The 21,664-nt window shown below is 64.4% G+C and carries 24 protein-coding genes; 12 read left to right on the top strand and 12 right to left on the bottom strand.

Annotated features, from left to right (window positions below):
• Positions 1 to 40: 40 nt before the first annotated feature.
• Genes fabF through lysN form a run of 3 tightly spaced genes read left to right on the top strand, consistent with a single transcriptional unit; the run spans position 41 to position 3,626 of the window.
• On the top strand, positions 41 to 1,267 hold the full coding sequence (gene fabF / locus KQ693_RS05535; RefSeq protein WP_267262174.1) for a beta-ketoacyl-ACP synthase II: 1,227 nt from the start codon (positions 41 to 43) through the stop codon (positions 1,265 to 1,267).
• A 3-nt stretch (positions 1,268 to 1,270) separates the two neighbouring features.
• Positions 1,271 to 2,401 carry a deoxyguanosinetriphosphate triphosphohydrolase gene (locus KQ693_RS05530; RefSeq protein WP_219760060.1) on the top strand — a complete coding sequence of 377 codons (1,131 nt, stop codon included), beginning with the start codon at positions 1,271 to 1,273 and terminating at the stop codon, positions 2,399 to 2,401.
• 31 nt (positions 2,402 to 2,432) lie between these two features.
• Complete coding sequence (gene lysN, locus KQ693_RS05525) at positions 2,433 to 3,626, top strand: 2-aminoadipate transaminase (protein ID WP_267262173.1); 1,194 nt, start codon at positions 2,433 to 2,435, stop codon at positions 3,624 to 3,626.
• On the opposite strand, the gene KQ693_RS05520 is transcribed toward lysN, so the two are convergent.
• From KQ693_RS05520 to KQ693_RS05480, 9 genes are read right to left on the bottom strand one after another with little or no spacing between them, the layout of a single operon-like run.
• On the bottom strand, positions 3,609 to 4,274 hold the full coding sequence (locus tag KQ693_RS05520; protein WP_267262172.1) for a hypothetical protein: 666 nt from the start codon (positions 4,272 to 4,274) through the stop codon (positions 3,609 to 3,611). The genes lysN and KQ693_RS05520 overlap by 18 nt on opposite strands.
• Complete coding sequence (locus KQ693_RS05515) at positions 4,265 to 5,194, bottom strand: DNA-methyltransferase (RefSeq protein ID WP_267262171.1); 930 nt, start codon at positions 5,192 to 5,194, stop codon at positions 4,265 to 4,267. Before KQ693_RS05515 ends, KQ693_RS05520 begins: the two co-directional genes overlap by 10 nt.
• A gap of 7 nt (positions 5,195 to 5,201) precedes the next feature.
• Complete coding sequence (locus tag KQ693_RS05510) at positions 5,202 to 6,125, bottom strand: RluA family pseudouridine synthase (protein ID WP_267262170.1); 924 nt, start codon at positions 6,123 to 6,125, stop codon at positions 5,202 to 5,204.
• A 57-nt stretch (positions 6,126 to 6,182) separates the two neighbouring features.
• Complete coding sequence (locus tag KQ693_RS05505; RefSeq protein WP_267262169.1) at positions 6,183 to 7,013, bottom strand: ABC transporter ATP-binding protein; 831 nt, start codon at positions 7,011 to 7,013, stop codon at positions 6,183 to 6,185.
• A gap of 42 nt (positions 7,014 to 7,055) precedes the next feature.
• The gene (locus KQ693_RS05500; protein ID WP_267262168.1) at positions 7,056 to 8,258 is read right to left on the bottom strand and encodes an ABC transporter substrate-binding protein; all 1,203 of its coding nucleotides are present in this window, start codon (positions 8,256 to 8,258) and stop codon (positions 7,056 to 7,058) included.
• Positions 8,259 to 8,298: 40 nt separating this feature from the next.
• Entirely contained in the window at positions 8,299 to 9,366 is a 1,068-nt protein-coding gene (locus KQ693_RS05495; protein ID WP_219760065.1) for a branched-chain amino acid ABC transporter permease, read from the bottom strand.
• Positions 9,363 to 10,256: a branched-chain amino acid ABC transporter permease gene (locus tag KQ693_RS05490; protein ID WP_038040001.1), complete on the bottom strand. Its 894-nt coding sequence runs from the start codon at positions 10,254 to 10,256 to the stop codon at positions 9,363 to 9,365. Before KQ693_RS05490 ends, KQ693_RS05495 begins: the two co-directional genes overlap by 4 nt.
• Complete coding sequence (locus KQ693_RS05485; protein WP_267262167.1) at positions 10,253 to 12,187, bottom strand: long-chain fatty acid--CoA ligase; 1,935 nt, start codon at positions 12,185 to 12,187, stop codon at positions 10,253 to 10,255. The genes KQ693_RS05490 and KQ693_RS05485 overlap by 4 nt, the downstream gene beginning before the upstream one ends.
• A complete protein-coding gene (locus tag KQ693_RS05480; protein ID WP_267262166.1) occupies positions 12,184 to 12,945 on the bottom strand; it encodes an ABC transporter ATP-binding protein in 762 nt (253 codons plus the stop codon). The genes KQ693_RS05485 and KQ693_RS05480 overlap by 4 nt, the downstream gene beginning before the upstream one ends.
• A 163-nt stretch (positions 12,946 to 13,108) precedes the next feature.
• On the opposite strand from KQ693_RS05480, the gene rpmH reads away from it, so the two are divergent.
• The 6 genes from rpmH (at position 13,109) to prmC (ending at position 16,568) form a co-directional block, all read left to right on the top strand.
• A complete protein-coding gene (gene rpmH, locus KQ693_RS05475; RefSeq protein WP_015716485.1) occupies positions 13,109 to 13,255 on the top strand; it encodes a 50S ribosomal protein L34 in 147 nt (48 codons plus the stop codon).
• An 80-nt stretch (positions 13,256 to 13,335) separates the two neighbouring features.
• Positions 13,336 to 13,593: a ribonuclease P protein component gene (gene rnpA / locus KQ693_RS05470; RefSeq protein ID WP_239726212.1), complete on the top strand. Its 258-nt coding sequence runs from the start codon at positions 13,336 to 13,338 to the stop codon at positions 13,591 to 13,593.
• A gap of 5 nt (positions 13,594 to 13,598) precedes the next feature.
• Positions 13,599 to 13,856 carry a membrane protein insertion efficiency factor YidD gene (yidD, locus tag KQ693_RS05465; protein ID WP_028494567.1) on the top strand — a complete coding sequence of 86 codons (258 nt, stop codon included), beginning with the start codon at positions 13,599 to 13,601 and terminating at the stop codon, positions 13,854 to 13,856.
• Positions 13,853 to 15,148, top strand: a complete 1,296-nt coding sequence (locus KQ693_RS05460) for a YidC/Oxa1 family membrane protein insertase (protein WP_219760069.1) — start codon at positions 13,853 to 13,855, stop codon at positions 15,146 to 15,148. The genes yidD and KQ693_RS05460 overlap by 4 nt, the downstream gene beginning before the upstream one ends.
• Before the next feature lie 9 nt (positions 15,149 to 15,157).
• The gene (locus tag KQ693_RS05455) at positions 15,158 to 15,748 is read left to right on the top strand and encodes a Jag family protein (RefSeq protein ID WP_219760070.1); all 591 of its coding nucleotides are present in this window, start codon (positions 15,158 to 15,160) and stop codon (positions 15,746 to 15,748) included.
• On the top strand, positions 15,711 to 16,568 hold the full coding sequence (gene prmC / locus KQ693_RS05450; RefSeq protein WP_267262165.1) for a peptide chain release factor N(5)-glutamine methyltransferase: 858 nt from the start codon (positions 15,711 to 15,713) through the stop codon (positions 16,566 to 16,568). The genes KQ693_RS05455 and prmC overlap by 38 nt, the downstream gene beginning before the upstream one ends.
• Here the strand turns inward: prmC and KQ693_RS05445 are convergent.
• Together KQ693_RS05445 and lptB are read right to left on the bottom strand one after the other, a co-directional pair.
• Positions 16,476 to 17,861 (bottom strand): DUF3084 domain-containing protein, encoded by a 1,386-nt coding sequence (locus KQ693_RS05445; RefSeq protein ID WP_267262164.1) that lies wholly within the window; start codon positions 17,859 to 17,861, stop codon positions 16,476 to 16,478. The two genes, prmC and KQ693_RS05445, sit on opposite strands and share 93 nt — an antisense overlap.
• A 3-nt stretch (positions 17,862 to 17,864) precedes the next feature.
• On the bottom strand, positions 17,865 to 18,593 hold the full coding sequence (gene lptB / locus KQ693_RS05440; protein ID WP_219760073.1) for an LPS export ABC transporter ATP-binding protein: 729 nt from the start codon (positions 18,591 to 18,593) through the stop codon (positions 17,865 to 17,867).
• A gap of 54 nt (positions 18,594 to 18,647) precedes the next feature.
• Between lptB and gltX the strand changes: the two genes are divergently transcribed.
• Genes gltX through ftsY form a run of 3 tightly spaced genes read left to right on the top strand, consistent with a single transcriptional unit; the run spans position 18,648 to position 21,495 of the window.
• A complete protein-coding gene (gene gltX, locus KQ693_RS05435) occupies positions 18,648 to 20,066 on the top strand; it encodes a glutamate--tRNA ligase (RefSeq protein WP_267262163.1) in 1,419 nt (472 codons plus the stop codon).
• A 31-nt stretch (positions 20,067 to 20,097) separates the two neighbouring features.
• A complete protein-coding gene (locus KQ693_RS05430; protein WP_267262162.1) occupies positions 20,098 to 20,538 on the top strand; it encodes a hypothetical protein in 441 nt (146 codons plus the stop codon).
• Positions 20,539 to 20,580: 42 nt separating this feature from the next.
• Positions 20,581 to 21,495 (top strand): signal recognition particle-docking protein FtsY, encoded by a 915-nt coding sequence (gene ftsY / locus KQ693_RS05425; RefSeq protein ID WP_267262161.1) that lies wholly within the window; start codon positions 20,581 to 20,583, stop codon positions 21,493 to 21,495.
• Here ftsY and KQ693_RS05420 read toward each other — a convergent pair.
• Positions 21,492 to 21,650, bottom strand: a complete 159-nt coding sequence (locus KQ693_RS05420) for a C1orf53 family protein (RefSeq protein ID WP_197049813.1) — start codon at positions 21,648 to 21,650, stop codon at positions 21,492 to 21,494. The genes ftsY and KQ693_RS05420 overlap by 4 nt on opposite strands.
• Between the last annotated feature and the right edge of the window lie 14 nt (positions 21,651 to 21,664).

Here is a 21,664-nt window from a genome sequence, read left to right as displayed (position 1 = left end):
CTTTTCTTTTTCCCAGGGCTTTTCCCGGTATACTACCCCCATGCGACGCGTGGTGGTTACCGGCCTCGGACCCCTCACCCCCATCGGTATGGGGGCGGAAGCTTACCATAAGGCCCAGCTTGCCGGGAAAAGCGGGGTGCGCCCCATCACCCGCTTTGACGCCTCGGCCCTGCCGGTGCGCATCGCCGCCGAGGTGGACGTCAATCCCGAGGAGTTCATTGACAAAAAGGAACTGAGACGCCTGGACCGCTTTGTCCAGTACGCCCTGATCGCCGCCGAGCTGGCCCTGAAGGATGCGGGACTGGAGCCCAGCGCCCTGGATCCCGAGCGGGTAGGCACCCTGGTGGGCACGGGCATCGGGGGCATGGAAACCTGGGAGGCCCAGAGCAAGGTCTTCCTGGAGCGGGGCCCGAACCGGATAAGCCCCTTCTTCATCCCCATGATGATCGCCAACATGGCCTCGGCCCATATCGCCATGCGCTACGGCTTCATGGGACCCAGCTCCACCGCCGTCACCGCCTGCGCCACGGGGTCGGATGCCATCGGAAACGCCCTCCGCATGATCCAGCTGGGGGAAGCCGACGTCGTCCTCGCCGGGGGCACGGAGGCCGCCATCACCCCCATGGCCATCGGGGCCTTCGCCGTGATGCGGGCCCTTTCCACCCGGAACGAGGAGCCCACCAAGGCCAGCCGCCCCTTCACCCTAAGCCGGGATGGTTTCGTGATGGGGGAAGGAGCCGGGGTCTTGGTGCTGGAGGAGTACGAGCACGCCAAGAGGCGGGGAGCCAGGATCTACGCCGAGCTGGTGGGCTTCGGCCGGAGCGCCGACGCCCACCACATCACCGAGCCCCACCCCGAGGGCAAAGGTGCCGCCTTAGCCATGCGCCGCGCCCTTTTGGACGCTAAAGTTCACCCCGAGGAGGTGGGCTACATCAACGCCCACGGCACCTCCACCCCCGTGGGGGACCGGGCCGAGGTCCTGGCCATCAAGGAGGTCTTCAAGGAGCACGCCAAGAGGCTCATGGTTTCCAGCACCAAGAGCATGACCGGCCACCTCCTGGGGGCTGCCGGGGGGATCGAGGCCATCGCCACGGTGCAGGCCCTCTACCACGGGGTCATCCCCCCCACCATCAACCTGGAGGACCCCGACCCCGAGCTGGACCTGGACTTCGTGCCCGAGCCCCGGGAGGCCAGGGTGGCCTACGCCCTCTCCAACTCCTTCGCCTTCGGCGGTCAAAACGCCGTGCTCCTCTTCAAACGGGTTTAGGGGATGCTGTACTCCAGGGAAAGGCTTCTGGATCTGGAGGCGGAAAGGCTGGCGCCCTACGCCCAGAAGGCCCGGGACACCCGGGGGCGGAAATACCCGGAGCCCGAGTCCCCCTACCGCACGCCCTTCCAGAAGGACCGGGACCGCATCCTTCACACCACCGCCTTCCGGCGCCTGGAGTACAAGACCCAGGTCTTTCCCAACTGGGCCGGGGACTACTACCGCACCCGCCTCACCCACACCCTCGAGGTGGTCCAGGTGGCCCGCTCCATCGCCCGCGCCCTAGGCCTCAACGAGGACCTCACGGAGGCCATCGCCCTTTCCCACGACTTAGGCCACCCCCCCTTTGGCCACACGGGGGAGAAGGTTCTGAACGAGCTCATGCGGGACCACGGGGGGTTTGAGCACAACGCCCAGGCCCTGAGGATCCTCACCCAGCTGGAGGTGCGCTACCCCGGTTTCAAGGGTTTGAACCTCACCCACGAGGTCCTGGAGGGAATCGCCACCCACGAGGCCGCCTATGCCCCGGGCTTCAAGCCGGCATACGAGGGCAGGGGCACCCTCGAGGCCCAGGTGGTGGACCTTTCCGACGCCATCGCCTATGCGGCCCACGACCTGGACGACGGGCTCCGTAGCGGCCTCCTTCGCCCCCAAGAGCTCACCGAGGTGCCCTTCCTGGCGGAGCTGGCCCGGGAAGAAGGCCTGGACCTTTCGGAGCTAACCGAGCTCTCCCGCCGGATCCTGGTGCGCCAGCTTCTGGGCTTTTTCATCACCGCCTCCATAGAGGCCACCCACCAAAGGGTGGAAGGGGCCGGGGTGAGGAGCCCAGAGGAGGTGCGCCGGCATCCTGAACGCCTGGCTGCTCTCACCCCTGAGGCCGAGCGGGCCCACCGGGAACTCAAGGCCTTTCTCATGGAGCGCTTTTACCGCCACCCCGAGGTCCTGAGGGAGAGGCGTAAGGCGGAAATCGTTCTGGAGAATCTTTTCCACACCTACACCCAGTACCCCGAGATCCTGCCCAAGGAGGTCCAGGCCCGGATCCCCGAGGAGGGGGTGGAGCGGGCGGTGTGCGACTACATCGCCGGGATGACGGACCGGTATGCCCTCGAGGCCTATCGGAAGCTCTTCCCCTGAAACCCCAGGGGGCGAGGGATAAAATGGGTAGGTGAAAACCCTGGACTGGAATACCCTTTTTGGCGAGCGGGCCAGGCGCATCCAGGCCTCCACCATCCGGGAGCTTTTAAAGCTCACCCAGCGCCCCGGCGTCCTCAGCTTCGCCGGGGGCCTTCCCGCCCCCGAGCTCTTCCCCAAGGAGGAGGCGGCGGCCAAGGCGGCCGAGATCCTAAGGGAAAAGGGCGAGGTGGCCCTGCAGTACGGGCCCACGGAGGGCTACTTCCCCTTAAGGGCCTGGGTGGCGGAGTGGCTTGGGGTGAGCCCGGAGGAGGTCCTCATCACCACGGGAAGCCAGCAGGCCCTGGACCTTCTGGGGAAGGTCTTTTTGGACGAGGGAAGCCCGGTTCTCTTGGAAGCCCCCAGCTACATGGGGGCCATCCAGGCCTTCCGGGCCTATGGCCCCCGTTTCCTCACGGTGCCGGCCGGGGAAGAGGGGCCGGACCTCCGTGCCCTGGAGGAAGCCCTAGACCAGGAGCGCCCCCGCTTCCTCTACCTCATCCCCTCCTTCCAGAACCCCTCCGGGGGGCTCATGCCCCTGGAAGCCCGCAGGCACCTTCTGGAAATGGCGATGGAACGGGGGTTGGTGGTGGTGGAGGATGACGCCTACCGGGAGCTCTACTTTGGGGAAAGCCGCCTGCCAAGCCTTTTTGAGCTGGCCCGGGAGGCGGGCTACCCCGGGGTTATCTACCTGAGCAGTTTCTCCAAGGTGCTGGCCCCGGGCCTGAGGGTGGCCTTCGTGGTGGCCCAGCCCGAGGCCATCCTCAAGCTCACCCAGGCCAAGCAAGGGGTGGACCTGCACACCCCGGTCCTCAACCAGATCCTGGTGCACGAGCTGGTGAGGGAAGGCTTCCCGGAACGCCTGGAGAGGATCCGCACCACCTACAAGGCCAAGGCCCAGGCCATGCTGGAGGCCCTGGACCGGGAGATGCCCAAGGAGGTGGCCTATACCCGGCCCAGGGGAGGGATGTTCGTCTGGATGACCCTCCCCGAGGGGCTTTCCGCCGAGGCCCTTTTCCGGCAGGCCCTCGAGGAGAACGTGGCCTTCGTGCCCGGAGGCCCCTTCTTTGCCAACGGCGGCGGGGAGAACACCTTGAGGCTCTCCTACGCCACCATGGACCGGGAGCGCATAGCAGAAGGGGTCCAGCGCTTGGCCAAAGCCTTAAAGGGTCTACTCGCTTTTGTCTAAAAACAGTAAGGGCTCCCTCTGGCGAAGAGCGTTCACCAAGGCATCCAGAAAATCTTCACCCCTTTTTACTGTTTCCAACGGGTCCAGCAAGGCTGGCTGGCGTCGGGTGTCTATCTCCACCACCCAATACCCTTCGATCAGCCCTTGAGCCCAAAGAGGAGGCTCCCTTTTAGCAAGAGCCGCAAGGCCATTCTTGAAGCGTTTATAGAGCACCTCAAGCTCATCGCCCATGGGACGCTTGCCTTTCGTAGGAGCCCCGTGGTCCAAAACCACCCCATATCCCACCACTACTTCAGGAAAAAGCATCTGAACAGAGGACACTTCACCCACAAGGTCGTCAAGGCGATTGGGCCATGACCCAGAGGGATTAGCCAAAATGGATTTAAGGGACATCAGCATGCGGGGTTTTTTAAGGCTTCCTTTTCCTCCAGGGTAAACTAGGCCCAGATCCCAAGACTTCTCCCGCGCCAAGCCGGGTACCCTTGTTTCTCTTTGCACATATGGTAAGAGGTGGGGCGGCAACCGTTGGCTCAACCTTTTCAAAATATAGTCTGCCAGGGGATTCTGGCGTCCACTACTGGTAACTGCCGATCCGAGCATCTGCTGGAGCGCTTCCTCCAGCTCATGGACCAAGGCGTTTAGCTCCACACCATTACCTCCAGGAATAGATGGTTCCCAGGTATAGCCTGGATGAAACGCTCCCGGGCCAGCTCCGCATAGCGGGGGACCAGCTCTATACCGATGGAATGGCGGCCATGGCGGGCGGCAGCGACCAGGGTTGTCCCCGTCCCCGCAAAGGGATCCAGCACCGTATCCCCCACAAAACTGAACATGCGAACAAGCCTCTCGGCCAGCTCCAGGGGAAAGGGAGCCGGATGCGCCTTGGTGCTCTCACCCGGTATGTCATCCCATAGCTGTCGGAACCATTGGTGGAAAAGCTCTTTGGGGATTCGGCTCCTCTCCCTTTGTTCAGGGGTGGGCTTCCGATAACCACCGGGCTTTCTTTGCATAAGGATGTACTCCACCTCGGTTTTGATGATGGCCCCGGGTTCGTAAGGCTTCCCCAGAAAGAAGCCGGGCCGGTTGGCCTCGAGGGTGGCATTGGTGTGCTTAAGCCACAGGATGGGGTTAAGGTTGTCAAAGCCCAGCTTGCGGCAACGCACCTGGATGTCCGCATGCAGGGGGAAGACCACATGCCTCCCAAAGCGCTTTCTTGAGACGGCCACATCCCCCACCACCACGATCAAGCGCCCGCCGGGAACCAGCACCCGGAAAACCTCTTCCCAAACCCTATCCAGCTGGTCCAAGAAGGCCTCGTAGTCCTCCACATGCCCAAGCTGGCCGGGAAGGTCCTCGTAGCGCTTAAGGTTCCAGTAGGGAGGGGATGTTAGGACCAGGTGCACCGAATCCGGGGGCAGGGAGCGCAAAACCTCCCGTGCATCCCCGATGAGGAGGAGATGGCGGCTTGGAAAAAAAGTCAGGGGAGCATCTTCCTGGGCAAAATCACCCTCTTTTTCCACGAGTACTGCCTCTTTGCCGCCAGAAAGGAGTTCCCTTAAAGAGTCCATTTATCCGTTAGTATAGCGCCCTAGAAATCTCCGGGTATACCGCCGGCCACCTTCCCCCCAAAGCCTCCCAGGCCTGGACCATATCCCCAGGCACCGGGGCCAGAAACTCTAGGATGCGCCCGGTGCGGGGATGGGGAAGGCGAAGCTCGTAGGCATGGAGGGCCTGGCGGGAGATCACGGGGCTTTCCCGCCCATAAACCCCATCTCCCAGGATGGGGGCCTTCAGGTGCTTGAGGTGGACCCGGATCTGGTGGGTACGGCCGGTGTGGGGCCGGGCCTCCACCAGGGCGTAGGGCCCGGCGGTGGCGAGAATGCGGAACTCGGTTTCCGCATAGCGGGGCGCAATCCCCCCCACGTGCATCTTGTGCCGCTCCACGGGATGCCGGCCTATGGGGGCGATGAGGGTGCCCTCCCTGGGGTGCCCCTCGGTGATGGCCAGGTAGCGCTTCATCACCAGCCTGTCGCGGAAGGCCCTGGCCAGGGCCTCGAGGGCCCCTCCATGCTTGGCCACCACCAGGACCCCGCTGGTGTCCTTGTCCAGGCGGTGCACGATGCCGGGACGCACCTCCTCGGGCCGCTCGGCCTCCTGGAGAGGAAAGTACCGCCCCAACAGGGCGTTGACCACGGTGCCCGTGTATACCCCGGGAGCCGGATGGGTAAGAAGCCCCGCAGGCTTGTTGAGGACCAGGAGGTCCTCGTCCTCGTAGAGCACCGGGATGGCCAGGTCCTGAGGGGCCACGAAGGGCTTTTCCTCCGGGGGAACCACCAGCACCTCTTCCCCCTTAAGGCGGTAGGAGGGCTTTTCCACCACCTTTTCCCCCACCTGAACCCGGCCCTGGGCGATCCACTCCTGGGCCCGGCTGCGGCTTACCCCGCAGGCCTCGGCCACCGCCTGGTCCAGGCGCACCCCTTCCATGCGAAAGCGCACCACGCTCTCCATGATACGAGCCCCGGCGCGGCCCTCGCCACGCCGGGGTCCTGCGGCAGGCTACATGAACCGCTTCCGCCTCTTGTAGGCCTTTACCTCCTTGAAGCTCTTGCGTCCGCCCCCTTTGGCCACCCCCAGGTAGAACTCCTGCACGTCGGGGTTTTCCAGAAGGTAGTCCCGATCCCCCTCCAGGACAATCCGCCCCGTTTCCATGATGTACCCGTAATGGGCGATGGAAAGCGCCACCCGGGCGTTCTGCTCCACCACCAGGACCGTGACCCCTTCCTCGGCGTTCACCCGTGCCACGATGTCAAAGATCTCCCGCACCAAAAGGGGAGCCAGGCCCAAGGAGGGCTCGTCCAGGAGGAGAAGCCGGGGTTTGGCCAGGAGGGCCCGGCCGATGGCGATCATCTGCTGCTCTCCCCCCGAGCAGTACCCGGCCAGGCGGGTCCTGATCTCGCCCAGGCGGGGGAAGTAATGGTAGATGCGCTCCAGATCCTCCTTAAGACGGCTGTCCTTACGGGTCAAGGTGCCCACCCGCAGGTTCTCCTCCACCGTGAGGTGCTTGAAAACCCGCCGGCCTTCCAGCACCTGGACGATACCCATCCTCACGATCTCCTCGGGGGGGCGATTATGGATGGGCTTTCCCTGGTAGAGGATCTCTCCCCTCACCACCTCCCCGTCCTCGGGGATCAAAAGGCCGGAGATGGCCCGGAGCGTGGTGGTCTTCCCGGCCCCGTTCGGGCCCAAGAGGGCGGTGATGCGCCCCTCGGGGACCTTCAGGGAAACCCCGCGCAGGACCTGGATGATGTCGTGGTAGACCACCTCGATGTTGTTGACCAAAAGGAGGATGGGGCCTAAGTCTTCGGGGCGCGTGGGGTTCAGGCTCATGGCGTAAGGAATGCCCGGGGGAGTTCCCCCGGGCCGAACGTCTTACTTGCCGTAGTGCACCTTGCGGAAGAGGGCCGAGGTGAAGGGCTCGGTCACGGGGACGAAGCGGCCCCCCTTGGCCTCGAGGATCCTCAAGCCCTCCGCCCCGGTGTGCTCGCTCTTGGTGAAGTCGATCTCAATGCCCTGCTTGGTGGAAACGGCAAACCCCGGCTTGAAGGCGTTGGGCCCGTTCATCCCCACGAGGGCCTGGTAGACGGTTTCCCCCGTGATACGCTTGAACCGCTCCTGGGCCCGGCGCATGGCCTCCACCGCAATGGCGGTGGCCAGCATGCCGTTGGTGTAGTTCACGCTCTCCACGATGGCCTGCGGCCGCCCGTACTTCTGCCCGAGCTCCTTCTGCAAGCGGATACCCGGGGCATCCTCGTGGAACATGTAGAAGCTGGTGGCCCAGAGGAACCCCTCCGCCGCATCCCCCGCCAGCTTGATCAGGTCGGGGCCACCGGTGTAGTGGGCCCCAAGCTGCCTCATCTTCTTATCCAGGCCCAGGCGCTTGGCATCCTTCAGGATGTTGGCCACAGGGCCGGCCACGTTCTGGTGGACGATGTACTCCACCCCTGCCGCTTCAAAGCGCTTCAGGAGAGCGGTATTGTCCAGGTTGCCCGCCCCCACCTCCTGGACATCCACAATCTGGAGCCCCAGCTGGGCTGCCGCCTTCCGGGCATCGGCCACCGGGGCCCGGCCGAAGGGAGAGGGATGCACCACCAAGGCCACCTTAGCCCCCTTCTTCTGCTTGGCGATGTATTCCAGAAGGGCCACCACCTGCTCGGAATAGGTGGAGGTGGGGATGAAGAAGTAGTCGTTGTTGGGGGGGTCGATGAGTTCCACGTGCATGGAGGCAGGGATCGTGGGTACCTTCACCTCCTGGATCAGGGACTTGAGTTGCAAGTTGGCCCCGGTGGCGTAGGAAAGGAACACGGGAATCTTGAAGCGGTCCAGGGCCTCCTCAAAGAAGCGCTGGGTGCTGGCGTTGTTGTACTGGTCGTCCCGCACCAGGCAGTTCAGGACCACCCCGGGGATCAGCTTCTTCTCGTTGGCGTACTTGCAATAGTCCTCCACCGCTGCCCCGTAAGGAGCCCCCGCATCCGAGGTGGGGCCGGTGATGGCCCCCGACCACAGGATGGTCACCTGCTGCTGGCCCAAGGCCAGCCCCGCCGTCGCCAGTAGACCAAACCAGAGTTTTCGCATCTGCCTCACCTCCCATTGCCAACCCCATAAGGGGGGTTGCCTAGTACTTGAAGGGCCAGGTGCGGAAGTAGCTTCGCACGATCCGCCACCAGTTGTAAAGCCCCCTGGGCTCAAACATCAGGAAGAGCACGATGATGAGACCAAAGGCCAAGGGCCTTAAGGCGCTGGCCACATCCACCCCGGCCACGCTGAAGCCCAGGGCCTTGATGAGGTTGGAAAGCGCCTCCATGTTCACGTCCAAGAGCTCCAGGAAAACCGGCCCCAGGAAACTCCCCACCAGGGTACCCAACCCTCCCACGATGGCCATGGCCAAAAGCTTGATGGAAACCGCAAAGGTGTAGTCCTCTATGACCACGGCCCGGGAAAGGTAGGCGTAAAGCACCCCCGCCACCCCGGCGTAAAAGGCCCCCAGGGCAAAGGCGAAGAGCTTGGTGCGGCCAGGGTCCATGCCCATGGCGTCCGCCGCCCGGTCGTTGTCCCTCACCGCTACCAAAGCCCTCCCGTAGCGGGTGCGCAGGAGGTTGCGGAAGAAGACCGCAAGAAGGACCAAAACCACCAGGGAAACGTAGTACCAGAAGTGGAAGTGGTTGCGAAAGCCTGCCTCGTATCCCAAAAAGCTGGCCCGGGGCATGTCCATGGCCCCGCCCTGCTTTAGAAGGGGCATATGCCCCACGGTCCACTCAAACACCACCTGGAAGGCCAGGGTGGCCAGGGCCAAATACAGGTGCTTCACCCGCAAGGAAGGGATGCCCACCAGGAAGCCGAAAAGGGCCGCCACCAACCCGCCCAAGGGAACCGCCAGCCAAAAGGGGAGCCCCTGGGGGGCGAGAAGGGCCGCCGTGTAGGCCCCCACCCCCATGAAGGCCGCCTGGCCGATGTTGATGAGGCCAGCGTAACCGGTGGTGATGTTCAGCCCCAAAACCGCGATGCTGTAGACCAGGATCAGGTCCAGGATGAAGACCTGCGTGCGGGAGAGGAAGAGGGGTAGAACCAGGAGAAAGCCCAGGAAGAGAAGAAGGGAAACCAGCTCCCGATGGGTGGCAAAGATGCTGGTGTCCTGTCGGTACGAGGTGCGATAGTTTCCAGTCTGGGCCCAGGGGTTTCTCATACGCGCTCGATCTCCTCCGTGCCAAAAAGGCCATGGGGCTTGAACCAAAGGACCAAAAGCAAAACCAGGAAGGGGAAGACATCCCGGGTGCCCCCACCGGGGATAAAGGGGTCCAGAAAGCCCGCGGCCAGGTTTTCCAAGACCCCGATGAGGATCCCCGCCACCACCGCCCCCGGGATGGAATCCAACCCTCCCAGGATCACCACGGGAAAAACCCGCAGGCCGATGTGCACCAGGCCGTCCAGGTTGAGGCCGGAGATGGTCCCCACCACCATCCCCGCGGCCGCCGCCGTCAACCCCGCCGCCGCCCAAGCCAAGGCGAAGACCCGTTCCACGGAAACCCCCAGGCTCATGGCCGCCATCTGGTCATCGGCCACGCTGCGCATGGCCACGCCCAGGGTGGAACGCTGGAAAAACCAGGTGAAGGCCAGGAGGAAAAGCAAGGTGAAGGCCACCGCAAGAAGCTGAGCGTACGAGATCTGGACGCCCAAAAGGGTGAGGCCCCCAGCAGGAAGGAAGCTCGGGTAGCTAAAGTTCCCCGCCCCGTAGGGGGTGAGATGGATGAGGCCGTCCAGCAGGGAGGCCAAGCCGATGGTGGCCATGATGACCGAGATGATGGGCTGGCCCACCAGACGCTTGAGGAAAACCCGCTCCACCCCAAAGCCCAAAAGGGCGGTCAGGGCCAAGGCCAAGGCCGCCGCCAGGAGGAAGGGTGCCCCCAGGGACACCATGGCCCAGTAGGCCAAAAAGGCCCCTATAGCGATGAACTGCCCCTGGGCGAAGTTCACCACCCGGCTGGCCTTGTAGATGAGCACAAAGCCCAAAGCCGCCAGGGCGTAGACCAAGCCCAGGACGATGCCAGAAAAAAGGAGCTGTAAGAAGAAGCTCACACCGCCACCTCCTCCCGCAGGTCCAAAACCGGTACCCGGGCCCGCACCCGCTGGACGGTCCCGTCCTGGTAGCGGTATTCCGCCTCCACCTCCACCGCCTCGGCCTGGGAATACAAGGCCTCCACCAAGGGCGCGTACTTCTTGGCGATGAGGCCCCGGCGCACCTTACCGGTGCGGGTGAGCTCCTCATCGTCGGCATCCAGAAGTTTGTAGAGCAGGACAAAGCGCCGGATCTTGAGGTCCTCGGGAAGCTCCTGGTTCACCTTCTCCACCTCTTTGCGGACGAGTTCGGCTACCTCGGGCTTCAAGGAGAGGTCCAGATAGGTGGTGTAGGCCAACCCCCGGTCCTCCGCCCACTTGCCCACCGTCTGGGGATCTATGTTGATCAAGGCCGCCAAATAGGGCTTGCGGTCCCCGAAGACCACCGCCTCCTTGATGTAGGGGGAGAACTTCAACTTGTTCTCCACAAACTGGGGGCTGAAGACCGTGCCCTTCTCCGTGCGCATCACGTCGGAAAGTCGGTCGATGACCACTAAATGCCCGTCCTCCGTCAGGTAGCCGGCATCCCCCGTGTGGAGCCAGCCATCCCGGAAGGTTTCCGCCGTGGCCTCGGGGCGCTCCCAGTACCCGGCGCAGACCGCATCGGAGCGGCAGAGGATCTCCCCCTCCTCGCTGATCCGGACCTCGGTGCCGGGGATGGGCAGGCCCACGGTATCGTGGCGCACGTCCCCATCCCGGTGGACGAAGGCGATGCCGATGATCTCGGTCTGGCCGTAGATCTGCTTCAGGTTTACCCCGATGGCGTGGAAGAAGCGGAAGACATCGGGGCCCAGGGCAGCACCCCCCGTATAGGCCCGCCTCAGGCGCAAGAAGCCCAGCTGGTCCCGTAGGGGTCTGAAGAGCACCTGGTCCGCCAGCCAGTAGGCCAGGCGTAGCCCGAGAGGCATGGGCTTCCCCCGCATGCGGTAGTCCGCCGCACGGTAGCCTATCCTCAAAAGCCTCTCGTACACGAAGCGGTTGAAGGCATAGGACTCCGACATGCGCACCCAGATGCTGCTTTGGATGCTCTCCCAGACCCTGGGAGGGCTGAACATCACATGGGGGCCGATCTCCTTCAGGTCCTGCAGGGCGGTTTCCACCGCCTCGGGAAAGTTCACGGCGAAGCCCCCGGCCAAGGCCATGGCCACCGACATCATCTGCTCCCCGATCCAGGCGAGGGGCAAAAAGGAAAGGTAGTCGTCGGTGGGGAGAAGGGGGTCCACCTCCTGGAGGGCCACCCCCATGTGGATGAGGTTGCGGTGGCGGAGCATGGCCGCCTTGGGCCTTCCCGTGGTGCCGGAGGTGGAGGAGAGGTGGCAGACCTCCTCGGGGCTCGCCTCGAGGAGGAGTTTTTCCACGGCGTCGGGGTGTTTCCTCCGGTGCTCCCAGCCCCGCTCCAGCACCTCCTCAAAGGAAAGGAGCCAGGGGTCCCGGTAGCTCCGCATGCCCTTGGGATCCTCGTAGATCACGTGGCGGACCTTTGGGATCTCGCTTCGGATCTCGTAGAGCTTGTCCACCTGCTCCTGGTCCTCGGCGAGCACGAAGCTGGCCCCCGTGTACTGAAGCATGTAGGCGATCTCGCCGGGAAGGCTGCTTTGGTAAACCCCCACGCTGATCCCCCGGACCGCCTGGGTGCCGAGTTCCGCATAGAGCCACTCCGGGATGTTGTCGGCGATGATGGCCAGCCTCTCCCCCGGTTCGAATCCCAAGGAAAGGAGGCCGTGAGCGAAGAGGAGGACCCTCTCGTAGTACTCCGCGTAGGTGATCTCGTTCCAGATCCCGTAGTCCTTTTCCCTCAAGGCCACCCTGTCCCCCTCCTGCTCCGCCCTAAGGCGCAGAAGCTGGGGCAGGGTGTAGCGCTTCATCTCGTAGGAGGGCCTTAGGGCCTTCATGCCTCCACCCCCAGGTAGGCCTCCTGAACCCTGGGATTCCTGGCCACCTCCTCCGGCACCCCCTCGGCGATCACCTGGCCGAAGTCCAGCACATACACCCGGTCGGAGATGTCCATGACCACCCCCAGGTCGTGCTCGATGAGGATCACCGTGGTGCCCTGGGCCCGGATCTCCAGGATGAAGCGGACCATGTCCTCCTTCTCCTCGAGGGTCATTCCCGCCATGGGCTCATCCAGAAGAAGAAGCTTGGGGGAAAGGGAAAGGGCCCGGGCCACCTCCACCCGCTTCCTGACCCCGTAGGGGAGGTTCCCCACCAAGGCCTTGCGGTAGGGTTCCAGCTCCATGAAGTCGATGACCTCCTCCACCACCCGGCGGTTCTCCACCTCCTTGGCCAAAGCCTTGCCGTAAAAGACCCCGGCCTGGACAAGGTTGTAGCCCAGGTGGGTGTGCCGGGCCAGCATGAGGTTTTCCAGCACCGTGAGGCCAGAGAATAGCTCTATGTTCTGGAAGGCGCGGGCGATGCCCAGATGGGTCACCTCATGAGGGCTTGCGCGGGTGATCTCGTGCCCCTCAAAGAGGATGCGACCTCGCTGGGGGTGGTAGAAGCCCGATATGCAGTTTAAAAGGCTGGTCTTCCCCGCCCCGTTGGGACCGATGACGGAAACCAGCTCCCCCTCTTCCACCGCCAGGGAAACCGACGAAAGAGCAGCCACGCCGCCAAAGGTTAGGGTGATGTTCTCCACCAAAAGCTGGGCCACGGACCTCCTCCCTAACAGCCGTTTGGGGGGAAGTATAAGGGGAAGGCAAAACGGATGTCAACGCTCTCTTGCCAGGGTGTAAAAAACCGTTAGACCCTGTATAGCCCTTCTTATGCTACACTCTTTAAGGTATTGGGGGCCAAGGCCCCAGGGAGGGAAATGGATGAAAAGGACCTGGCAACCCAACCGGAGGAAGCGGGCCAAGACCCACGGCTTCCGGGCCCGCATGAGGACCCCAGGCGGCAGGAAGGTGTTGAAGCGGAGAAGGCAGAAGGGCCGCTGGCGCCTCACCCCCAGGGTGAACGCCTGAGCCAACCCCCCCCTGCGGCGGGGGGTAAACTCCTTTCCCTAAAGGGCGACCGGGCATTCCAAAGGCTCCGCCAAGGACGCATGGGGCGGGGCCGTTTTTTGAACGTGAAGTGGCTCCCCGCCCCCGAGCTCAGGGTGGGGATCGTGGTGTCCAAGAAGGTAGGCAAGGCGGTGGTGCGCAACCGCATCAAGCGCCGCCTAAGGGAGATCCTCCGCCGCCTCCACCTCCCCAAGGCCCACCTCCTGGTCATCGCAAGCCCCGAGGCCCGGGAGGCCACCTACGCCGAGCTCTTCCAAGACCTCATCCGCGCCCTCAAGAAGAGCGGACTGATACAATAGGCGGCGTGCGCGGCTTACTGATCCTTCTGGTCAAGGCATACCGCAGGTTCATCTCCCCCCTAAAACCCAAGACCTGCCGCTTTCACCCCACCTGTTCCGCTTACGCCCTCGAGGCCCTGGAGCGCCACGGGGCCCTATGGGGTAGCTACCTGGCGGCCAGGCGCATCCTGAAATGCCATCCCCTGCACCCTGGGGGACTGGACCCGGTGCCCCTGGTCTTCCCACCCAGGAGAACCGTTAAGACCCACAAGGAGGCACGATGAAGAGGCTTTTACCCCTCCTTTTCCTGCTGGGCCTGAGCGCCCTGGCCCTCGAGGCGGGCTTCAAGGACCAGGACGTAAACGGGGACGGGGTGCCGGAGAAGATCGCCGTCACCAACCTCATGGACCTGGCCTTTGACCAGAAGGGCCAGGTGGTGGGCTGGTACGTGAAGACCTACAAGGGCACGGCCTTCAACGACTACACCCGCGCTCCCAACCTGAGCGGCAACGGCCCCGTGGTGGCCCCGGTGGGCTTTACCCCGGAGAAAGCGGAGTACCGGGTGGAGGATGGCCGCCTCCTGGCCCGCTTCCAGGGTCGGGAGGGTACCCTCACCTACCGCATCGAAAAGGGGCGGTACACCGTCCAGATCAGCGCCGACTTCCCCCTTACCCTGAGACTTTCCGCCCAGGGAAGCCCCAAGGTGCTCCTACAAGGGCAAAAGGAACCCACCCCGAGCGGGGAGGGCCAGCTGGCCTACCTGGCCTGGCAGACCAAGCCCAAGGCGGGCTATGCCCTGGTGGCCTTCGCCCAAAGGCCCTTTTCGGGGAAGCTGGTGGGCAAGGAGGCCACCCTTACCCTGGCTCCCGGGGAAACCCTGAAGGTTTACGGGGGCCAGAACGAGCTGGTGCGCTTCCACGTGGAGGGCCTTCTCGCCCTTCCCGGCCTCTTTTCCCCCAACATCTGGGGGCAGCTTTCCTTGGGGCTTCTCTGGCTCATGGAGGTGGCCTTCCGCTATACGGGTAGCTGGGGCCTGGCCATCCTCTTCCTGACCCTGGTGGTGCGCCTCCTCCTTTGGCCCCTCATGCACCAGCAGTTCAAGAGCATGGCGGAGATGCAACGCCTCCAGCCCCTCATCCAGAAGATCAACGAGAAGTACAAGGACGATCCCAACAAGCGGGCGGAGGCCACCATGAAGCTCTACCAGGAGCACAAGGTGAACCCCGCCGCCGGCTGTCTGCCCCTTTTCATCCAGATGCCCATCCTCTTCATCCTCTGGAAGGTGATCGCCAACTACGAGTTTGGCCAGGGCCTCCTCTGGATCCCCGACCTGGCCCTCCCCGACCCCTTCTACATCCTCCCCGCCCTCTACGTGGCCTCCACCTTCCTCTCCACCTGGCTTTCTGCCCACGGGAACAAGGACCTCATCCGGCAAAGCCTCTTCATGAACCTGATCTTCATCTTCCTGGTCCTGCAGTTCCCCTCAGGGGTGACCCTCTACTGGGTGCTCTCCAACCTCATCGGCCTGGTGCAGCAGTGGCTGATCAACAAAAGCCTTAAGCCCCTGGCGGCGTAAACTGAGGGCATGGACGAGAAGAAAAAGAGCATCGACGACCTCCTCTCCGACCTGGGGGTACTGGAGGAAGCCCCGGTGGGAGTGGAGTTAAAAGAAGCCGGGAAGGCCGGCCCCACGCAAAAGGGGCCCAAAGAGGTGCTGGAGAGCTTCCTGGTGGGCCTTTTACTGCGCCTGGACCCCGCCCACTACGTGGAGATTCACCAGGAGGGAAACCTCCTCAAGGCGGAGGTCAAGGGCGGGGATCTGGGGCGCTTCATCGGCAAGGAGGGACGCACCCTAAAGGCCGTGGAGTACCTGGCCGGGGTGGTGCTGGCCAAGCACTTCGGCGGGGCCTACCGGGTGGTCTTGGACGCTGCCGGCTACCGCAAGCGCCAGGAGGAAAAGATCCGCAAGATTGCTGAGGAGGCCGCCCTCACCGTGGCCATGACCAAAGAACCCCTCCACCTCCCCCCCATGCGTCCCTCCGAGAGGCGCATCATCCACATGCTCCTCAAAAACCACCCCCAGGTGACCACGGAAAGCCAGGGGGAGGGGGAGGAAAGGCACGTGGTGGTCTATCCTCGTGATCAGGCTCCTTCGGGAACTGGAAAGGAGGCTTAAGGCTAAAGGGCTCCCGGAAAAGGAGGCCTGGGACCTCCTGGCCTTGGCCTCGGGCCTTTCCCGTAAGGACCTCCTCCTCGGCCTATCCCGGACCCCGCCCCCAGGGACCGAAGCCAGGGCCCTGGCCCTCCTGGAAAAGCGCCTTGGGGGCTATCCCTTGCAGTACCTGCTGGGGGAGGTGGAGTTCTTCGGCCTCCCCCTAAAGGTGCAAGAGGGCATCCTCATCCCCAGGCCCGAGACGGAGGGCCTGGTGGAGCTCGCCCTAGGGCTTCCCCTGCCCCAGGTCCCCCGTATCCTGGACGTGGGCACGGGCACCGGGGCCATCGCCCTGGCCCTTAAAAAACATCTCCCGGAGGCCCAGGTGTGGGCCACGGATACCGATCCCAAGGCCCTGGCCTTGGCCCGGGACAACGCCCGCAGGCTGGGGCTAGAGGTAACCTTTCTCCAGGCTCCCCTCACCGGCGGGGTGAAGGATCTGGACCTGATCGTCTCCAACCCCCCCTACCTCCCCGAGGCCTACCGGTCCCTGGCTCCCAGGGAGCTGGCCTTTGAAAACCCCCAGGCCCTTTACGCGGGAAGGGAGGGGCTGGATGTGGCCCGGCCCCTGGCCCAGGAGGCCAGGAAGGCCCTCAAGCCCGGCGGGTTCCTCCTCCTGGAACTTGCCCCGGAAAACGTGGGGCTTCTGGCCCAGGAACTAAAGGCCATGGGCTGGGAAGGAGTAGAGGTGCTAAGGGATTTGGCGGGTCGGGACCGGTACCTCCGGGCCCGGAGGCCCTCCCAGGAGCTGGAAGGAGAGAAGGGGCCTCTCCGTGGTCCATAGCTCCTTAGCAGCCACCACCCCCACCCGCACCACTCCCCTTTTCCCCTGAAGAAGGGCGAGGCCGCGGGCCAGCTCCTCGGGAGAGGGAAAGGTGGCGTATTCCGGAGCATACCCTGCCTGCAAAAGCCGTTGCCGCACGGCCTCCCCCAGGCCCTCGAGGGCCTCCTGGTTGCGGGCCTGGGTGGAAAGACGGAAGGTGCGGGCCGCCAGAACCTCCCCGGCGGCGAAGGCCTTGCGCTCGGGATAAAAGCGCACCCGCACCAAAAGCCTCCCCTCCCGGTACCCCGCCCCCTCCAGCACCGCAAGCCCCGGGCCCATGGGAGCCTCCAAAAGCTCCACCCCCCGGAAGCCCTGGAGAAGGGCCCGGCGCTCGGCCACCCGCTCCAAGGCCTCCCTTCCCTCCTCCGCCCCCAGGCGCACCTCCCCCAGGTAGAGACCCTGGCTGAGCCGAATCAGGCTTTGGGCCAACTGGCCCCTCTCCCCTTGGAGCACCTCCGCCTGCACCAGGAGGTTTCTCACCCGCTCCTCCGTCTGGCGGAGCTCCTCCCGGGCCTTGCCCAAGCTGGCCTTAAGGGCCTCCACCTCCTCTGCCAGGGCCTGGCGCTGCCTTCGGGCCTCCTCCAGGCGGGCAAGAGCCCCCAGCACCTCCTCCTGAAGCCGCTTCCTCTCCGCCAGAAGCCTGGCCTTTTCCCCTTCCGCCCGCTCCGCCGCCTGTTGCAGGGCGCGAAGGCGGCTCTCCAGGGCCTTGAGCTCCCTGGTCCTCTCGGAGAGCGCCCGGTTCCTTTCCTCAAGAAGCTGGGAAAGAGCCTGGCGCTCCGCCTCGAGGGTAGCCCGCTCCCTCCCCAAGGCCTGCACCTGGGAGGCCAGGGCCTTGGCCTCTTCCTCCAGGCGTTTCCTCACCTGGTTGGCCTGCTCCAGGGCCCGGGAAAGATCCTTTCGCTCCTCCCGCAGGACATTGAGTTCCGCCAGGGTCCTGCTGGCCTCGGCCTCCATGGCCGTCTTGGCCTCCAGAAGGACCTGCCGCTCCCTCCTAAGCTGGTCCCGCTCAGCCCGGATGGCCTGGGCCTCGAGGATCACCTCCCTGGCCTCCCGGAACACCAGGAGGAACCCCAGGTAGCTGAAGAGGGCGATCCCTACCCCCGTGAGCACCGCCACCAGGGTAGCGGTCTGCCGGGGCCTGAGGCCAAAAAGGCGGTAGTGCCGCTTCCCCGCCCACTTGGCCACCCTATCCCCCAGATAGGCCACCAAGGCGGCCAGGAGGAGGATCAGGATGAGGAGGGCCCAGAAGGTCATGGCTTAAAGCTCGTAGTCCTCTCCCAGGTAGTGCCGCCTTACCCCCTGGTCCCGGGCAAAGGTGTCGGGATCCCCGTGGAAGAGGATCTGGCCGTCATACATCACGTAGACCCGGTCGGTGATGGCCAGGGTCTCCCGCACCGCATGGTCGGTGATGAAAACCCCCACCCCCCGCCTCTCCCGGAGTTCGGCGATGACCTTTTGGATCTCCTTCACGTTCTTGGGGTCCACCCCGGTGAAGGGCTCGTCCAGAAGGATGAAATCGGGGTCGGTGCAAAGGGCCCGCGCCATCTCAAGCCGCCTCCTTTCCCCACCGGAAAGGGCGTAGGCCATCTGGTCCTTGAGGTGGTAGATGGCCAGTTCCTCCAAAAGGGCCTTGGCCTTCTCCAGGCGCTCCGCCCGGGAAAGGGGCTGGAACTCCAAGACGGCCAGGAGGTTCTCCAGCACCGTCATCCGGCGGAAGGCGGAAGGCTCCTGGGGCAGGTAGCCCAAACCCAGCCGGGCCCGGCGGTACATGGGAAGCTGGCTTATTTCCCGTCCCTTAAGGAAGATCCGCCCTCCCGTGGGACGGATAAAGCCCACCATCATGTAGAAGGTGGTGGTCTTCCCCGCCCCGTTGGGGCCGAAGAGGGCCACAATCTCCCTGCGCTTGAGGCTCAGGTCCACCCCCCGCACCACCTCCCTGGGGCCGTAGCGCTTACGCAATCCCTCTGCCAGCAGTTCCCCGTCCATTACCCTAAAGCCTAAGCCCCAACCTTTAGTCCCGGGTGAGATAATGGGCGAGGTATGGTGGTGACCCGCATCGCCCCAAGCCCCACGGGGGACCCCCACGTGGGGACGGCGTATATCGCCCTTTTCAACTACGTCTGGGCCAGGAAGAACGGGGGGCGCTTCCTGGTGCGCATCGAGGACACCGACCGCACCCGCTATGTGCCGGGGGCGGAGGAGCGCATCCTGGCCGCCTTGAAGTGGCTCGGCATCTCCTACGACGAGGGGCCGGATATCGGCGGGCCCCACGCCCCCTACCGGCAGTCGGAACGGCTATCCCTCTACCAAAAGCACGCCGAGGAACTCCTCAGGCGGGGGTGGGCCTACCGGGCCTTCGAGACCCCGGAGGAGCTGGAAAGAATCCGCAAGGAAAAGGGGGGCTACGACGGCCGCGCCCGCAACATCCCCCCCGAGGAAGCCGAGGAAAGGGCAAAAAGGGGCGAGCCCCACGTGATCCGCCTAAAGGTGCCGAGGCCCGGCACCACCGAGGTGAGGGACGAGCTCAGGGGGGTGGTGGTCTACGACAACCAGGAGATCCCCGACGTGGTCCTCCTCAAATCCGATGGGTACCCCACCTACCACCTGGCCAACGTGGTGGACGACCACCTCATGGGGGTAACGGATGTGATACGGGCCGAGGAATGGCTGGTTTCCACCCCCATCCACGTTCTCCTCTACCGGGCCTTCGGCTGGGAGGTGCCCAAGTTCTACCACATGCCCCTCCTTAGAAACCCCGACAAGACCAAGATCAGCAAGCGGAAGAGCCACACCTCCTTGGAGTGGTACCGGGCCGAGGGGTTCTTGCCCGAGGCCCTGCGCAACTACCTGGCCCTCATGGGCTTTTCCATGCCCGACGGGCGGGAGATCTTCACCCTCGAGGAGCTCATCGAGGCCTTCACCTGGGAGCGGGTGTCCCTGGGAGGCCCGGTCTTCGACCTGGAGAAGCTCCGCTGGCTCAATGGCAAGTACATCCGCGAGGTCCTCCCCCTGGAGGAGGTGGCGGAGCGGGCGAAACCCTTTTTGCAGGCGGCCGGGCTTTCCTGGCCCGGCGAGGCCTACCTGAGGCGGGCGGTGGAGCTCATGCGCCCCCGGTTTGACACCCTCAAGGAGCTTCCGGAAAAGGCCCCCTACCTGTTCAGCGAGGACTACCCTTTCACGGAAAAGGCCCTGGAGAAAATGAGGGAAGGCCTTCCCGTGCTTCGCGAGGTGGAGCCCCTCCTCCGGGCCCAGGAGGACTGGAGCGAGGCTGCCCTGGACGCCCTCCTCCGGGGCTTCGCCCAGGAGCGGGGCCTCAAACTCGGCCAGGTGGCCCAGCCCTTACGGGCCGCCCTCACGGGAAGCCTGGAAACCCCGGGGCTTTTCGAGATCATGGCCCTTCTCGGCAAGGAGCGGGTCCTCGCCCGGCTGGCCCGGGCCCTGGCGGGAGGAACTTCGTGAAACACCCCACAAGCCAGGGTATACTGGAGCCATGAGGCGGGTTCTCCTTGCTCTCCTTCTCGTTTTGGGAGTGGCCAGCGCCCAGAGCGCCATTCAGATGCGGTTTGGCTATGGGGAAAGCCTTGGGCTCACCTTCGGGGCAGGGCTGGAAAACCGCCTGCGGCAGAACCTCTCGGGCCGGCTTTCCGCCATGCTGGCCCCGGCAGCCCCGGGTGTGGCCCTGGAGGGAGCCCTCCTCTTCAAACCCGACCTGGGCCAGTACGACCCCAGCCTGAAGGGCCTCCTCCCCTACTTCGGCGGGGGACTCAGCGCCGTGGTGGGGCCAAGCCTCACCGCCGGGGTGAGCTTCACCGGGGGGCTGGAGGGCCTTCTGGACCCCTACACGGGGCTTTTTGCCGAGGCCACCTACGTGTACGGCTTCGCCAACTTCCCCAGGGTCTGGCACTTCACCCTGGGGGTAAGTTTCCGCTAAAGGCTCTAAGGCGGGGTGCGGGGGCTTGCAAAATAGGGAACGATGGGCTTCTTTGACCGATTGAAAGCCGGCCTCGCCAAGACGCGGGAAACCCTCCTCAAGGCCATCCCCTGGGGCGGAAGCCCCGAGGAGGTCCTGGAGGAGCTGGAGATGGCCCTCCTTGCCGCCGACGTGGGCCTCGAGGCCACCGAGGAGCTCCTGGCCGAGGTAAGGGCCTCGGGGCGGAAGGACCTGAAGGAGGCCGTTAAGGAGAAACTTGTCCAGATGCTGGAGCCGGACGAGCGCCGGGCCACCTTGAGGAAGCTCGGCTTCCGCCCGCAAAACCCTAAGCCCGTGGAACCCCAGGGCCACGTGGTCCTGGTGGTGGGGGTGAACGGGGTGGGCAAGACCACCACCATCGCCAAGCTGGGCCGCTATTACCGGAACCTGGGCAAGAAGGTGATGTTTTGCGCCGGGGACACCTTCCGCGCCGCCGGGGGAGCCCAGCTTTCCGAGTGGGGGAAACGCCTGGACATCCCCGTGATCCAGGGGCCGGAAGGAGCCGACCCCGCCGCTTTGGCCTTTGATGCGGCAAGCGCCCGGAAAGCCAGGGGCTACGACCTCCTCCTGGTAGACACCGCAGGCCGCCTCCACACCAAGCACAACCTGATGGAGGAGCTGAAGAAGGTGAAGCGGGCCATCACCAAGGCCGATCCCGAGGAGCCCAAGGAGGTCTGGCTGGTGCTAGATGCCGTCACCGGGCAAAACGGCCTGGAGCAGGCCAAGCGCTTCCACGAGGCGGTGGGGCTTACAGGGGTCGTCGTCACCAAGCTGGACGGCACCGCCAAGGGCGGGGTCCTCATCCCCATCGTGCGCACCCTGAAGGTGCCCATCCGGTTCATCGGGGTAGGGGAAGGCCCCGACGACCTCCAGCCCTTCGACGCCGAGGCCTTTGTGGAGGCGTTGCTGGAGGGTTAGCCTTCCTTCTCCTCCCCTCGCCACGGGCAGTGGCGGCAACCCGAGCCGCAACAATACCCCCGCTTGCGGTGGTAGTCTTCCGTGAAGACCAACCATCCATTCTCCCAGTAGAAGTCCTCCCCTTCCTTCAACTCTCCTTCGTCCTTTTCCTTCATATGCTCTAGTTTAG

The organism is Thermus brevis (assembly GCF_026427635.1).
GTDB lineage: Bacteria > Deinococcota > Deinococci > Deinococcales > Thermaceae > Thermus > Thermus antranikianii.
The sequence above is the reverse complement of the archived record's forward strand: the minus strand, read 5'-3'. Positions and strand labels throughout refer to the sequence as shown.

Excerpts from the sequence above, each read along its gene's own strand:
- fabF (WP_267262174.1), top strand. The coding sequence starts at position 41 with ATGCGACGCGTGGTGGTTACCGGCCTCGGACCCCTCACCCCCATCGGT.
- KQ693_RS05530 (WP_219760060.1), top strand. The coding sequence starts at position 1,271 with ATGCTGTACTCCAGGGAAAGGCTTCTGGATCTGGAGGCGGAAAGGCTG.
- KQ693_RS05515 (WP_267262171.1), bottom strand. The coding sequence starts at position 5,194 with ATGGACTCTTTAAGGGAACTCCTTTCTGGCGGCAAAGAGGCAGTACTC.
- KQ693_RS05505 (WP_267262169.1), bottom strand. The coding sequence starts at position 7,013 with ATGAGCCTGAACCCCACGCGCCCCGAAGACTTAGGCCCCATCCTCCTT.
- KQ693_RS05500 (WP_267262168.1), bottom strand. The coding sequence starts at position 8,258 with ATGCGAAAACTCTGGTTTGGTCTACTGGCGACGGCGGGGCTGGCCTTG.
- KQ693_RS05495 (WP_219760065.1), bottom strand. The coding sequence starts at position 9,366 with ATGAGAAACCCCTGGGCCCAGACTGGAAACTATCGCACCTCGTACCGA.
- KQ693_RS05485 (WP_267262167.1), bottom strand. The coding sequence starts at position 12,187 with ATGAAGGCCCTAAGGCCCTCCTACGAGATGAAGCGCTACACCCTGCCC.
- rpmH (WP_015716485.1), top strand. The coding sequence starts at position 13,109 with ATGAAAAGGACCTGGCAACCCAACCGGAGGAAGCGGGCCAAGACCCAC.
- rnpA (WP_239726212.1), top strand. The coding sequence starts at position 13,336 with ATGGGGCGGGGCCGTTTTTTGAACGTGAAGTGGCTCCCCGCCCCCGAG.
- KQ693_RS05460 (WP_219760069.1), top strand. The coding sequence starts at position 13,853 with ATGAAGAGGCTTTTACCCCTCCTTTTCCTGCTGGGCCTGAGCGCCCTG.
- KQ693_RS05455 (WP_219760070.1), top strand. The coding sequence starts at position 15,158 with ATGGACGAGAAGAAAAAGAGCATCGACGACCTCCTCTCCGACCTGGGG.
- KQ693_RS05445 (WP_267262164.1), bottom strand. The coding sequence starts at position 17,861 with ATGACCTTCTGGGCCCTCCTCATCCTGATCCTCCTCCTGGCCGCCTTG.
- lptB (WP_219760073.1), bottom strand. The coding sequence starts at position 18,593 with ATGGACGGGGAACTGCTGGCAGAGGGATTGCGTAAGCGCTACGGCCCC.
- gltX (WP_267262163.1), top strand. The coding sequence starts at position 18,648 with ATGGTGGTGACCCGCATCGCCCCAAGCCCCACGGGGGACCCCCACGTG.
- KQ693_RS05430 (WP_267262162.1), top strand. The coding sequence starts at position 20,098 with ATGAGGCGGGTTCTCCTTGCTCTCCTTCTCGTTTTGGGAGTGGCCAGC.
- ftsY (WP_267262161.1), top strand. The coding sequence starts at position 20,581 with ATGGGCTTCTTTGACCGATTGAAAGCCGGCCTCGCCAAGACGCGGGAA.
- KQ693_RS05420 (WP_197049813.1), bottom strand. The coding sequence starts at position 21,650 with ATGAAGGAAAAGGACGAAGGAGAGTTGAAGGAAGGGGAGGACTTCTAC.